This window comes from Pseudomonas sp. SK2 (assembly GCF_016772395.1).
Taxonomy (GTDB): domain Bacteria; phylum Pseudomonadota; class Gammaproteobacteria; order Pseudomonadales; family Pseudomonadaceae; genus Aquipseudomonas; species Aquipseudomonas taiwanensis.
Genome location: NZ_CP061944.1, coordinates 1,156,466 through 1,169,742, shown reverse-complemented (window position 1 = coordinate 1,169,742; position 13,277 = coordinate 1,156,466). Strand labels below are relative to the sequence as shown.

Below are 13,277 nucleotides of genomic sequence, written 5' to 3'. Positions count from 1 at the left end.
AAGGGATTACAGGTCGCCGTAACCCAACGAGCGCAGAGCACGCTCGTCGTCCGACCATCCGCCCTTGACCTTGACCCAGAGGTTGAGCATCACCTTGGCATCGAACAGCACTTCCATGTCCTTGCGGGCATCGGAACCGATGCGTTTGATGCGCTCGCCCTTGTCACCAATGATGATCTTCTTCTGCCCATCACGCTCGACCAGGATCAACGCGTGAATGTGCAGCACATGCCCTTGCTGCTTGAACTCTTCGATCTCGACGGTGATCTGGTACGGAAGCTCCGCGCCCAGCTGGCGCATGATCTTCTCGCGGACCAGTTCGGCGGCCAGGAAGCGGCTGCTGCGGTCGGTGATCTGGTCTTCCGGGAAGAAGTGTTCGTTTTCTGGAAGATGCTTGGCGATCAGTGCTTCCAGCGACTCCAGGTTGTGCCCCTGCTGAGCGGAGATGGGCACGATCTCGGCATTCGGCAGCTGCTGCTGCAGCCATTGCAGGTGCGGAATCAGTTCGGCCTTCTCGTCCATCCGGTCGGTTTTGTTGACCGCCAGGATGACCGGGCCGGTGACGTACTGCACGCGCTCGAGCACCAGCTGGTCCTCGTCGGTCCAACGGGTACGGTCAACCACGAAAATGACCACATCGACGTCTTTCAGGGCTGCCGACGCGTTGCGGTTCATGTAGCGGTTCAAGGCCTTGTCGTTGGCCTTGTGCATGCCAGGCGTGTCGACGTAGATCGCCTGTACGTCACCCTCGGTCTTGATACCGAGCATGTTGTGGCGGGTGGTCTGCGGCTTGCGCGAGGTGATCGCCAGCTTCTGGCCGAGGATGTGGTTGAGCAGGGTCGACTTGCCCACGTTTGGGCGGCCAACGATGGCGACATAGCCGCAACGGGTCGGGTTGTTATCAGTCATTGCCATTCTCCACGCCCAGGGCGATCAATGCAGAGGCGGCGGCGACCTGTTCGGCGATACGCCGACTCACGCCCTGGCCGCGGCTCTTGTTATTCAGCAGCACCACTTCGCATTCGACGAAGAACGTGCGGCAGTGCGGTTCGCCCTGGATGTCCACCACTTCGTAACGCGGCAGCTCGCAGGCACGCGACTGCAGGAATTCCTGCAGGCGGGTCTTGGGGTCCTTGTTGGTATCGACCAGGGTCAAGCCATCGAACTCGTCGGTGAGCCAGTCGAGAATGCGCTCACGGGCGGTCTGCATGTCCGCATCCAGGTAGATCGCGCCAATCAGCGCTTCCAGGGCATCGGCCAGGATCGACTCACGGCGGAAACCGCCACTTTTGAGCTCACCCGACCCTAGGCGCAGGTATTCACCCAGGTCGAAGCCTCGGGCCAGGCGGGCCAGGGTCTCACCCTTGACCAGGCGGGCTCGCAGGCGCGACAGCTGGCCTTCGCGGGCCTGGGGGAAGCGCTCGAACAGCGCCTCGCCCACCACGAAGTTGAGAATGGCGTCGCCGAGGAACTCCAGGCGCTCGTTGTTGCGCCCGGCATAGCTGCGATGGGTCAGGGCCAGCAGCATCTGCTCCTGGTTCTTGAAGGTGTATCCGAGCTTTCGCTCCAGACGGGTAAGGGAAGCACTCATGCAGCCACCCGCTCGTTGTTAAACGCGTTGTTCAAATCAACATCCTGAAAGACTGTTTGGCTGTGGTCCGTCGCCATGAACGGCGAATCTCTCCATCCCTGAGAACACAGCCTATGTCAGAAATGCATTCGGCGCTGTCTGCTGGACAGCGCCGATGGGTATCAATGGATCAAGCCGACCCGCGAAAGGTTGGGCAAGTGGCTCAGCTTGGGCTCCGGCCAGCTCATCCAGACCGCGAAGGCCTTGCCGACGATGTTCCGGTCCGGAACCATGCCGTGCAGTTCCTTCGGAATGTTCGGATCGTCCCAGTAACGGCTGTCATTAGAATTGTCGCGGTTGTCGCCCATCATGAAGTAATGGCCAGCCGGTACGGTCCATTGCTGGTCCGGCGGCATGCGATAACGGCTCATCTCCTTGCGGATCAGGTGTTCGGCCTCGCCCAGCTTCTCCTTGTACAGTTGCGCACTGCCCAAGGTGCCTGGCTCGGTGCCGACCAACTGTTCGGCAACCAGCTGGCCGTTGACGAACAGCCGCTTGTCGTTGGTGTAGCGGATCTGATCGCCCGGCAGGCCAACCACTCGCTTGATGTAGTTGACGTTCGGGTCGCTTGGATAGCGGAACACCATGACATCACCACGCTGCGGGTCACCTACCTCGATCACTTTCTTGTCGATCACCGGCAGGCGGATGCCGTAGGAGAACTTGTTCACCAGGATGAAATCACCCACTTCCAGCGTGGGTTTCATCGACCCCGAAGGAATCTGGAACGGCTCGACCAGGAACGAGCGCAGCACCAGCACGATGAACAGCACCGGGAAGAACGACTTGCCGTACTCGACCAGCAACGGCTCCTTGTTCAGTCGTTCGACCACGGCCATTTCAGGCTGGCTGACACTGCCCTGGTAGTTGGCGACCGCTGCCCGCCGGCGCGGGGCCAGGAACAGCAGGTCGATCAAGCCCAAGAGGCCGCAGACGACAACGGCAATCACTAGCAACAGCGGGAAATTTAGCGACATAGGACCTAGCTATCCAACCTGAGCACGGCGAGGAAGGCTTCCTGTGGAATCTCCACGTTACCGACCTGTTTCATGCGTTTCTTACCAGCCTTCTGCTTCTCCAGCAGCTTTTTCTTACGGCTCACGTCACCACCGTAGCACTTGGCCAGTACGTTCTTTCTGAGTGCCTTGACGGTAGTACGCGCGATGATCTGGCCACCAATGGCTGCCTGGATCGCCACGTCGAACATCTGCCGAGGAATCAGCTCCTTCATTTTCTCGGTCAACGCACGGCCTTTGTAGGCCGCGTTGTCACGGTGCACGATCAGTGCCAGGGCATCGACCTTGTCACCGTTGATCAGCACGTCCAGTTTGACCAGGTTGGCCGACTGGTAGCGGTCGAAATGATAGTCCAGCGACGCGTAGCCACGGCTGGTCGACTTCAGGCGGTCGAAGAAGTCCAGCACCACTTCGTTCATCGGCAAGTCGTAACGCACCTGGACTTGACTGCCGAGGAACTGCATGTCGCGCTGGACACCGCGTTTTTCGATGCACAGGGTAATGACGTTACCCAGGTGCTCTTGCGGAACCAGGATGGTCGCGGTGACGATCGGCTCGCGGAAATCAGCCACGGCCGAGACGTCTGGCAGCTTCGACGGGTTGTCGACGGTGATGGTCTCACCGGTCTTGAGTTCGAGCTCGTAGATTACGCTTGGCGCCGTGGTGATCAGGTCCAGGTCGTATTCACGCTCCAGGCGCTCCTGGATGATCTCCATGTGCAGCATGCCGAGGAAGCCGCAACGGAAGCCGAAGCCCAGTGCGTCGGAGCTTTCTGGCATGTACTGCAGCGAAGAGTCGTTGAGCGTGAGCTTTTGCAGCGCGTCGCGGAAGTCTTCGAAGTCATCGGAACTGACCGGGAACAGACCGGCGTAAACTTGTGGCTGGATCTTCTTGAAGCCTGGCAGCACTTCGACCTCGGGGGTCGTGGACAGGGTCAGGGTGTCACCGACCGGTGCCCCGTGAATGTCCTTGATGCTGGCGATGATGAAGCCCACTTCACCGGCCTTGAGATCAGCGGTCTGGGTGTGTTTTGGGGTGAATACGCCCACGCTGTCGACCAGGTGCACCTTGCCGGTGGACTTGACCAGGATCTTGTCGCCTTTCTTGACACGGCCATGGCGCACACGCACCAGGGAAACCACGCCCAGGTAGTTGTCGAACCAGGAGTCGATGATCAGCGCCTGCAGCGGCGCGTCGATATCGCCCTCCGGCGCGGGAATGGTCTGGACCAGGCGTTCGAGCACCTCGTCGACGCCCATGCCGCTCTTGGCACTGCAAGCCACGGCGTCGGTGGCGTCGATGCCGATGATCTTCTCGATCTCGTCCTTGACGCGGTCAGGGTCGGCCTGGGGCAGGTCCATCTTGTTCAGCACCGGCATGACCTCGAGGCCCTGCTCGATGGCGGTGTAGCAGTTGGCCACGGACTGGGCCTCGACGCCCTGGCCGGCATCCACCACCAGCAGCGCACCTTCGCACGCGGCCAGCGAACGGGAGACTTCATAGGTGAAGTCGACGTGACCGGGGGTGTCGATGAAATTGAGCTGGTAGACCTTACCGTCCTGCGCCTTGTAGTTGAGCGTGACGCTGTGGGCCTTGATGGTGATCCCGCGTTCGCGCTCGAGGTCCATCGAATCGAGGACCTGGGCTTCCATTTCGCGTGCCGACAGGCCACCGCACATCTGGATGAAACGGTCTGCCAGCGTCGACTTGCCATGGTCGATGTGGGCGATGATGGAGAAATTGCGGATATGACTCAAATCACTCACGGGTCAACACTCGAAAAGGCTGCGAGCCGGACGCCCGCCGAAAAATAGCCGGGAATTGTACCTCAAGCCGCAGGGATATGGGAGATTCCTGATCGGCTGACATTGTTGCGCAAAAATGCAAATAGCCTGGGTGGCCTACTCCGGCCCTGTCGCCGGCCGACACAGACGAGGATGAAATCTCATGAAAAAGGGCAGCCTGAGCTGCCCTTTCCACGTCGAACCCGGCTTATTCAGCCAGCTTGAAGGTAATGAAGCTCGCACGCCCCTGACGCAGCACGCGCATGGAGACCGAACGATTCTTCGGCAGGTCCTTGGCAATTTCAGTGAATTGCTTGGCCGAGCTGATCGCCTGGTTGTTCAGGTGGCTGATGACGTCACCTGGACGCAGACCGATCAAGGCAGCCGGGCCATCCTGGATTTCCTTGATGACCACGCCGCCCTTGAGCTCCAGGGTTTTCTTCTGCTCGTCGGTCAGGTCCGCCACGGAGACACCCAGGCGGTTGCTGCTGCGCTCTGCGCCGCCCTGGGCACTGGCTTCGATATCGGCATCGTCATCGGGCATCGCGCCGATGGTGATGTCCAGGTTCTGGCGCTTGCCATTGCGAATGATCTCCAGCTTGGCCTTCTCGCCGTCTTTCAGGCCACCCACCAGGTGCGGCAGATCGGCCGACATGACGATCGGCTGACCGTTCATGCTCAGGATCACATCGCCCACCTGCAGGCCACCCTTGGCTGCAGGACCGCCTTCCAGTACCTGGGCCACCAGGGCGCCGGCGGGCTTGTCGAGGCCGAAGGATTCAGCCAGGTCCTTGTTGACCTCCTGGATCACCACACCCAGCCAGCCGCGGCTGACCTTGCCGTCTTTCTTCAGCTGGTTGGAAACATCCAGCGCGACGTCGATCGGGATGGCGAAGGACAAGCCCATGAAGCCGCCGGATCGGGTAAAGATCTGCGAGTTGATACCCACGACTTCACCTTTCATGTTGAACAGCGGGCCACCCGAGTTGCCCGGGTTGATGGCCACGTCGGTCTGGATGAACGGCACGTAGGTGTCGTTAGGCAGGGTACGCCCCTTGGCGCTGACGATACCTTTGGTCACCGAGTGATCGAAGCCGAACGGCGAGCCGATGGCCAGGACCCACTCACCGACTTTCAGTTTTTCCGAATCGCCCAGCTTCACGGTCGGCAGGTTCTTGCCTTCGACCTTCAGCAGCGCCACGTCGGTACGCGGGTCGGTGCCGATCAACTTGGCCTGCAGCTCGCTGCGGTCCGACAGGCGGACGATGATCTCGTCCGCATCGGCGACCACGTGGTTGTTGGTGAGCACGTAGCCATCGCTGGAGATGATGAAGCCCGAGCCCAGCGACATGGCCTCTCGCTGGCGGTCGCCCCGGGGCGCGCGCGGTTGTTGCGGCATGTTGCGCTCGAAGAACTCGCGGAACATCGGCGGCAGGCCTTCGAGATCGGGCATCTGCCCGGCAGCCACGCGGCGGTCCGGCAGTTTCTGCTTGGTACTGATGTTGACCACGGCCGGCGAGGCCTGCTCGACCAGGGTCGTGAAGTCCGGCAGGGCTTCCTCGGCCTGGGCGGTGAGCACCTGACCGAGCATGAGCACGGCGGCGAACATCGTTAGGTAGGATTTCAAGCGTGGTATTGACATACGGCTCCCGTCACAACGAGCGTAAGTTAGTTAGACCATCTGCAGAAGCAGCAAAGGCCAGGCTCCAAGAAGCCTGACCTATAGAAAATTTACCGATGGATTGCAAATGACAATGCTTTAATTTCATTTCAGCCGCGGACTCCCGGAGCCTGCGCACGGCCCGTCGTCACTGGCACGCCTAGCTGTCCTGGGGGCGCATCGACAGTGCGATACGCTCGGCGGTACCCAGCGGAATTTCGCCAACCACCGTGACCATGACCTTGCCTTTGGGCGTATTCAGACGGCGTGATACCGCCACGGTAGGCCCGAGCTGGGCACGGGTGTCAGGGCCGGCATCGTCGGTCACCGGTTCGAGGAATACGGAGAAACGCGCCAAGCCGTCGTCATACATCAGGCTGCTGACCGCACTGTTGCGCTCAGGGTCGCGACGGACCGAGCTGTTGATCAATTCGAAGCCCGCCGGCAGCCAGTCCGAACGCCACCCGGCAACGGCTTCGCCATCGGTACTGGCGACCCGCTCGACCGGCTTGCAGGCAGCACTGGGACGCAGGTCGTCGTCGCTCGGCAGGTGGGTTTCAAGACGTGTCATCTGGAAACGCTCGAGCAGTTGCCCCTTGTCGTTGATCATCAACGAACGAAGCGGAAGGCCGGTCTGGCGATCGAGATGAAGCTCGAAGGCGTAACGATGCTGGTCGCGTGGCGTGAGAGTCACGATCACGGCATCGCGCCCGGCGACCCGCGACGTGCCCGCCAAGCCCAGGTTGTACCAGCTCATCAGCTTCAAAGGATCAAGCACACGCGGTGTTGAGTCGGGCGGCGTACCGACGCCACTGACCAGGGAACCACTGACGCACTGCACCTTGCCATCCACGCGCACGACCTCCTGGGCGGCGCCATCGAGCTGCAGCAGCCGCTCGCTGACCTTGCCGTCCTGGACCCGATGCCAGATGTCGTGGGAAGAAAAGCTGCCGTTACGTTCGTAGACGAAGGAGCCCTGGTAACTCTGTTTCTGCTCGGCCTGGGCCAGCTTGCTCAACCACTCGCTCGCCTGAGGCGAAGAGTTGGCCGCCAATGCTGGCACCGTCACGCAGCTGCTTATCAGCAGCGACAGGAGAGGTAGCGCGCGCATGATCCTCCTTACTTAGCGGTTTTCCAGGCTGGCGGCCCGTGCGTAGGGCAAAGCGGTCTCAGTGCCCTTGAGCGCAGATTCCTGGGCATGCTGGCGCAGGTAACCTGGCAGACGCTGATCCCAGCCGGCCTGGTTCTGCAGCACACCGTTGGCCATCGGCCCGGTCGGTTGCTCACTGCTTTCACTATAGCCTGCCAAAACGGCCGGACCCTGGCTTTGTGGCATGGCCAGCCCCTGCTGCGCAGGTTGTTGGGCCGCAAGCTCGGCACCGGTGATCTCGTCCTGGTTGTACAGGCGCACCCCAGCCAGCACCGCCAAGGTCACCGAAGCGGCAACCGCCAGGCGACCGATGCTGCGCCAAGGGCCTTGCTTGACCTTGGCCGGCACGGCCTCGTCAGCCAGTGCGGCGGACACCGCCGAGGCGATATCAAGCTTGGGCAGCAGCAGTTCTTTGTGCATGGCTGCGCGAGCGACCTGGTAACGCGACCAGGTGGCACGGGTTTCAGCATCGTCAACGGCATTCAATACCCGACGCAGTTCCAGTTCGTCCGCTTCGTTGTCCATTACCGCGGACAGCGATTCCTGCAAAGCTTCACGACTCATGGCGGTTCCTCTCTTGGCTGTCGCCGCTGTCTCAGGTTTCCTGCAACAACGGCTGCAGGGCTTTGTCTATGGCCTCCCGAGCGCGGAATATCCGAGAGCGCACGGTACCCACCGGACACTGCATGACGCTGGCAATGTCCTCGTAACTCAACCCGTCGAACTCGCGCAGGGTCAGTGCCGTACGCAGGTCTTCGGGCAGTTGCTGGATGGTGCGATGGACAGTGCCTTCGATTTCATCCCGCAACAACGAGCGCTCTGGGGACTCGAGATCCTTGAGGCCATGATCGCCGTCGTAAAACTCCGCATCCTCGGAGCTCACATCACTGTCTGGCGGCCGTCTTCCACGGGACACCAGGTAGTTCTTCGCCGTGTTGATGGCGATGCGGTACAGCCAGGTATAAAACGCACTGTCACCGCGAAAATTACCAAGCGCTCGGTAAGCCTTGATAAAGGCCTCCTGCGCCACATCCTGGGCTTCGTGGGTGTCATGGACAAACCGCACGATCAACCCGAGAATCTTGTGCTGATACTTCAGCACCAACAGATCGAACGCTCGCCTGTCTCCACGCTGCACGCGCTCGACAAGCTGCTGATCCTCTTCCTGGGTTAGCATGAACACTCCTCAGTGAACTCGAAGGAGCGTTGCAACAACCTTCGTTCAGGCTTGCAACCATAGACTCGGGCTTTACGCAAAAGTTCTCCCCTCCAAGCAAGTTTCCTGCGGCCCTTGGTCGGCTCGCACGAAAGACGCAGCGCGGTCACGGCCGGCTGCGACGATAATCGGGTTTCGAATACGCAGAGGTCAGCCCGGATAGAGCCACCGCCCTGCGTCGCCGCGACATATTATGGCGTGCGGGCAGCCTTCATAGGATTTCCTGCCGTGTCGGAAAGTTCCCACAAAAGCTGAACGCACCGCACAAGTGGCATGGAAATTGGCCACCGGGGGCTGCTATAAAGGCAGCCCGGCTGCGTTTCACGATAGTTTCACAATGCCATCTGTGCCTGACTATTGTGCCGCGCCCCTTCCAAAGATTACTAGTGTCCCGACATGAGCCAACAATTCCAACATGATGTCCTGGTGATCGGCAGCGGTGCCGCCGGTCTCAGCTTGGCGCTCAACCTCCCTGGCCACCTGCGCATCGCGGTACTGAGCAAGGGCGACCTGGCCAACGGCTCGACCTTCTGGGCCCAGGGGGGCGTCGCGGCGGTGCTCGACGATACCGATACCGTGCAGTCCCATGTCGAGGATACCCTCAATGCCGGCGGTGGCCTGTGCAATGAAGAAGCCGTGCGCTTCACCGTCGAACACAGCCGCGAAGCCATCCAATGGCTGATCGAACAGGGCGTGCCGTTCACCCGAGACGAACACTACAGTGTCGACGACGGTGGCTTCGAGTTTCACCTGACCCGCGAAGGCGGCCACAGCCATCGGCGTATCATCCACGCCGCGGACGCCACCGGTGCGGCCATTTTCACGACGCTGCTGGGCCAGGCCCGTCAGCGCCCGAACATCGAGTTGCTGGAACAGCGCGTGGCAGTCGACCTGATCACCGAACGCCGCCTCGGGCTGCCGGGAGATCGTTGTCTGGGCGCCTACGTGCTGAACCGCAATACCGGCGAAGTCGACACCTTCGGTGCGCGTTTCACGGTGCTGGCCACCGGCGGAGCGGCGAAGGTCTACCTCTACACCAGCAATCCCGACGGGGCGTGCGGCGATGGCATTGCCATGGCCTGGCGCGCCGGCTGCCGGGTAGCGAACCTGGAGTTCAACCAGTTCCACCCCACGTGCCTGTACCACCCGCAGGCCAAGAGCTTCCTGATTACCGAAGCCCTGCGCGGTGAGGGTGCGCTATTGCGCCTGCCCAATGGCGAGCGCTTCATGCCACGCTTCGACCCCCGCGAAGAACTGGCTCCACGGGACATCGTGGCCCGCGCTATCGACCATGAAATGAAGCGCCTGGGCGTGGACTGCGTGTACCTGGACATCACCCACAAGCCTGCCGACTTCATCAAGAGCCATTTCCCCACCGTCTACGAACGCTGCCTGACCTTCGGCATCGACATCACGCGCCAGCCGATTCCGGTGGTGCCGGCGGCGCACTACACGTGCGGCGGAGTGATGGTCGACGACCGCGGCCACACCGATGTGCCGGGTCTTTACGCCATCGGCGAGACCAGCTTCACCGGCCTGCACGGCGCCAACCGCATGGCCAGCAACTCACTGCTCGAATGCTTCGTGTACGGCCGTTCGGCCGCTGCCGACATCCAGGCGCACCTCGATGAAGTGGCAATGCCCAAGGCCCTGCCCTGCTGGGATGCCAGCCAGGTCACCGACTCGGACGAGGACGTCATCATTGCGCACAACTGGGACGAGCTACGGCGTTTCATGTGGGACTACGTCGGCATCGTACGAACCAGCAAGCGTTTGCAGCGCGCCCAGCACCGGGTGCGCATGCTGCTGGACGAAATCGACGAGTTCTACAGCAACTACAAGGTCAGCCGCGACCTGATCGAATTGCGCAACCTGGCCCAGGTCGCGGAGCTGATGATTCGCTCAGCGATGCAGCGCAAGGAGAGTCGTGGGCTGCATTACACCCTGGATTATCCGGGAATGCTGGATGAGGCGAAGGATACGATCCTGAGCCCGGCCTGTGACTCGGCCTCATCCTGATCGCCGGCAAGCCGGCTCCTGCACGCCCAGCGCCATCCTTGCAGGAGCCGGCTCGCAGGCGGTAGCGACGACGCGTCATCTGCCTACCGCGCCGACACCTCACCCCACCGGCGACGGCTGAACTTCAGCCGAACCCGCAGACGCCGATGCTGATCAGCACCCACGGCATCCCATAGCACGCATTGGCCTTCGCCCAGCCAGCCGCCTTCGCGTACGAATCTCAACACCACCACGCCAGGCAATGCCACGCTATCGCGGCACAGCCGCACCGGCTGCCAACCGCGCGCACGGCTGAACACTCGCCAGCCAAGTGCATCACGGCGCACGCCGACAACGGCGTGATCATGGGTCAACAGGATACGTCGGGGAATTACCCAGCCAGCATGAGCAAGGCAGGCGACAACGGCCAGGACGGAAAACCACCAGGGCAGCGCGATGACCCATAAGACGAACCACGCCAACACCTGACAGAACAGGTAGGCCGTCAGCAGCAGCGGCGAGCCCTGCCAACGGCACTCGAAGGACTCACTTGGGCTGGACACGATCCAGAATGATGCGGACCATGCGCTGCAGTTCAGGATCCTCGGACTCGGTACGCTCCATGAACCAGCCGAACATGTCCTGGTCTTCGCAGCTGAGCAGGCGAACATAGAGCTCGCGATCGGCTTCGCTCAGGGTCGGATAGACCTCCTGGGTGAATGGCACCAGCAGTACGTCCAGTTCCAGCATGCCGCGGCGACTGTGCCAGAAAAGCCGGTTGAGTTCAGTTTGTTCGACCATGGGGCCCTCCTCGAATGGCCGGCCAGTATACAGCGCCCGCAACGATGCGGCACCGGGCGTTGGTCTAGTCACCTACCTATTTTGTTACCGGCGTTCTATGATGGCCGCCAGTCTTTAGCCACCTCGATGACCCATGGCCGATTCCGCTTTCTTCAGTCCCCTGTCCCACGAAGGCATCCTCGCCGTCCGCGGCTCCGATGCCGGCAAGTTCCTGCAGGGTCAACTGACCTGCAACATCAACTACCTGAGCCTCGAGTACGCCAGTCTGGGTGCCCGCTGCATGGTCAAGGGGCGCATGCAGTCGAGCTTCCGTATCCTTCCCGAAGGCAACGGTTACCTGCTGGCCATGGCCAGCGAACTTCTCGAAGCGCAGATGGCCGACCTGAAAAAGTACGCTGTGTTCTCCAAGGCGACGCTGACCGACGAAAGCGCCGCATGGGCGCGCTTCGGCCTGCAAGGCGGCAACGCAGCGCTGGCAGCGCTGGGCTTGACAGCGCCAACCTCGATCGGCGCCACAGTCCGTCACCAGGGCCTGATCGCCCTCTGCGTCAGCGCAGATCGCATCGAACTCTGGGTGCCTGGTGAACAAGCTGACGCCGTGCGCGAGGTCCTGGCTGCCAGTCTGCCCGAAGGCAGCCTCAACGACTGGCTGCTGGGTCAGATCCGCGCCGGTATCGGCCAGGTGACGGGCCCGACCCGTGAATTGTTCATACCGCAGATGATCAACCTGCAGGCCGTGGATGGCGTGAGCTTCAAGAAAGGCTGCTATACCGGCCAGGAAATCGTTGCCCGCATGCAGTACCTGGGCAAGCTCAAACGTCGCCAGTACCGGCTGGCGCTCGACGAGCAGGCGGTTCCCGCACCCGGCACCGAAATCTTCTCGCCCACCCATGGCTCGTCGGTCGGTGAAGTCGTTATCGCCGCCAGCGACGGCCCGGGCTGCGAACTGCTCGCCGTGCTGAGCGCCGAGGCGGTCGAGGACGACAACCTGCACCTGGGTAGCCCGGAAGGCCCTCGCCTTACCCTGCTCGACCTGCCTTACACACTGGACCGCGACCGGGAAATCCAACGCTGACCAGCCCGCCCCGCCCTGTCGGCGGGGCCGCACCACCACTGCGGTAGAAAAGCCCATGAACAAGCTGGCCGAGATGGTTCAAGCACAACTGCTCGATGCCATCGACAATGATGACCTGGTCCTGCCGACCTTGCCCGAGGTTGCCTTGAGCATCCGCGAAGCGGCCGAGGACAGCGAGATCAGTGTTGCCGCCCTGAGCAAGGTGATCGGCCGCGATGCCGCGCTTTCGGCGCGCTTGATCAAAGTGGTCAACAGCCCGCTGCTGCGTGCAGCGGTCGAAGTCACCGACCTGCATACCGCCATCACCCGCCTGGGCATCAACTACAGCTGCAACCTGGCCATCGGCCTGGTGATCGAACAGATCTTCCATGCCCGCTCGCCTGCCGTAGAGCAGAAATTACGGGATATCTGGGCCAACAGCCTGGAAGTGGCAGGCATCAGCTATGAACTGTGCCGCCGTTACACACAATTGAAGGCTGACCAGGCCACCTTGGGCGGGCTGGTTCACCAGATCGGTGCCCTGCCGGTATTGATCTACGCCGAGGAGCACAACGAACTGTTGTCCGACCCGGTGTGCCTGCACTATGTGATCGAGGAGATCCAGCCGGCTCTGGGCGACAAGATTCTGACTTCGTGGGAGTTTCCCGAGCAACTGGTCAATCTGCCAAGCCAGGTTCAGAACCTGGAACGCGAGACCGACAAGATCGACTACATCGACATCGTGCAGATAGCCCGCGCCCTGAGCCACCGTGGTCGCAACCTGCCACTGACCGCACTGCCGGCTTACCGGCACCTGAATCTGCCCCATGGGACAGAGCTTGAGATCGGTGAGTTGCTCGAAGCCCGAAGCATGTTGCGCTGAGGTGGCGGTGCCGCCTGGGCTTTTCGCGGGCGCCCTGTGCCCACGGATGCGCTGGGTGAGCTGAACTGCCCCAACGGATTGGATT

At 61.6% G+C, this 13,277-nt stretch carries 13 protein-coding genes; 3 read left to right on the top strand and 10 right to left on the bottom strand.

The window, feature by feature from the left end:
• Positions 1-6: 6 nt before the first annotated feature.
• From era to rpoE, 8 genes are all read right to left on the bottom strand, one after another.
• Positions 7-909 carry a GTPase Era gene (era, locus tag IF103_RS05185; RefSeq protein WP_023378976.1) on the bottom strand — a complete coding sequence of 301 codons (903 nt, stop codon included), beginning with the start codon at positions 907-909 and terminating at the stop codon, positions 7-9.
• A complete protein-coding gene (gene rnc, locus IF103_RS05180; protein ID WP_023378974.1) occupies positions 902-1,591 on the bottom strand; it encodes a ribonuclease III in 690 nt (229 codons plus the stop codon). Before rnc ends, era begins: the two co-directional genes overlap by 8 nt.
• A 161-nt stretch (positions 1,592-1,752) precedes the next feature.
• Positions 1,753-2,607: a signal peptidase I gene (gene lepB / locus IF103_RS05175; protein ID WP_104882899.1), complete on the bottom strand. Its 855-nt coding sequence runs from the start codon at positions 2,605-2,607 to the stop codon at positions 1,753-1,755.
• 5 nt (positions 2,608-2,612) lie between these two features.
• Positions 2,613-4,412 carry a translation elongation factor 4 gene (gene lepA / locus IF103_RS05170; protein WP_027908115.1) on the bottom strand — a complete coding sequence of 600 codons (1,800 nt, stop codon included), beginning with the start codon at positions 4,410-4,412 and terminating at the stop codon, positions 2,613-2,615.
• Positions 4,413-4,638: 226 nt separating this feature from the next.
• Positions 4,639-6,039: a DegQ family serine endoprotease gene (locus IF103_RS05165; protein WP_374374739.1), complete on the bottom strand. Its 1,401-nt coding sequence runs from the start codon at positions 6,037-6,039 to the stop codon at positions 4,639-4,641.
• Between the two features lie 211 nt (positions 6,040-6,250).
• On the bottom strand, positions 6,251-7,201 hold the full coding sequence (locus IF103_RS05160) for a MucB/RseB C-terminal domain-containing protein (protein ID WP_104882900.1): 951 nt from the start codon (positions 7,199-7,201) through the stop codon (positions 6,251-6,253).
• Positions 7,202-7,213: 12 nt separating this feature from the next.
• Positions 7,214-7,804 (bottom strand): sigma-E factor negative regulatory protein, encoded by a 591-nt coding sequence (locus IF103_RS05155; RefSeq protein WP_023378965.1) that lies wholly within the window; start codon positions 7,802-7,804, stop codon positions 7,214-7,216.
• A 31-nt stretch (positions 7,805-7,835) separates the two neighbouring features.
• The gene (rpoE, locus tag IF103_RS05150; RefSeq protein WP_003252049.1) at positions 7,836-8,417 is read right to left on the bottom strand and encodes an RNA polymerase sigma factor RpoE/AlgU; all 582 of its coding nucleotides are present in this window, start codon (positions 8,415-8,417) and stop codon (positions 7,836-7,838) included.
• Positions 8,418-8,852: 435 nt separating this feature from the next.
• Between rpoE and nadB the strand changes: the two genes are divergently transcribed.
• A complete protein-coding gene (gene nadB, locus IF103_RS05145) occupies positions 8,853-10,475 on the top strand; it encodes an L-aspartate oxidase (protein WP_023378964.1) in 1,623 nt (540 codons plus the stop codon).
• Positions 10,476-10,558: 83 nt separating this feature from the next.
• Here the strand turns inward: nadB and IF103_RS05140 are convergent, their stop codons facing one another.
• Both IF103_RS05140 and IF103_RS05135 read right to left on the bottom strand, forming a co-directional pair.
• On the bottom strand, positions 10,559-11,017 hold the full coding sequence (locus IF103_RS05140; protein ID WP_023378962.1) for a protein YgfX: 459 nt from the start codon (positions 11,015-11,017) through the stop codon (positions 10,559-10,561).
• Positions 11,001-11,255, bottom strand: a complete 255-nt coding sequence (locus tag IF103_RS05135; RefSeq protein WP_008094993.1) for an FAD assembly factor SdhE — start codon at positions 11,253-11,255, stop codon at positions 11,001-11,003. The genes IF103_RS05140 and IF103_RS05135 overlap by 17 nt, the downstream gene beginning before the upstream one ends.
• 133 nt (positions 11,256-11,388) lie before the next feature.
• On the opposite strand from IF103_RS05135, the gene ygfZ reads away from it, so the two are divergent.
• Together ygfZ and IF103_RS05125 are read left to right on the top strand one after the other, a co-directional pair.
• Positions 11,389-12,330, top strand: coding sequence for a CAF17-like 4Fe-4S cluster assembly/insertion protein YgfZ (ygfZ, locus tag IF103_RS05130; RefSeq protein WP_027908114.1), 942 nt, complete (start codon positions 11,389-11,391; stop codon positions 12,328-12,330).
• Positions 12,331-12,385: 55 nt separating this feature from the next.
• Positions 12,386-13,192, top strand: a complete 807-nt coding sequence (locus IF103_RS05125; RefSeq protein ID WP_023378959.1) for an HDOD domain-containing protein — start codon at positions 12,386-12,388, stop codon at positions 13,190-13,192.
• Positions 13,193-13,277 lie beyond the last annotated feature (85 nt).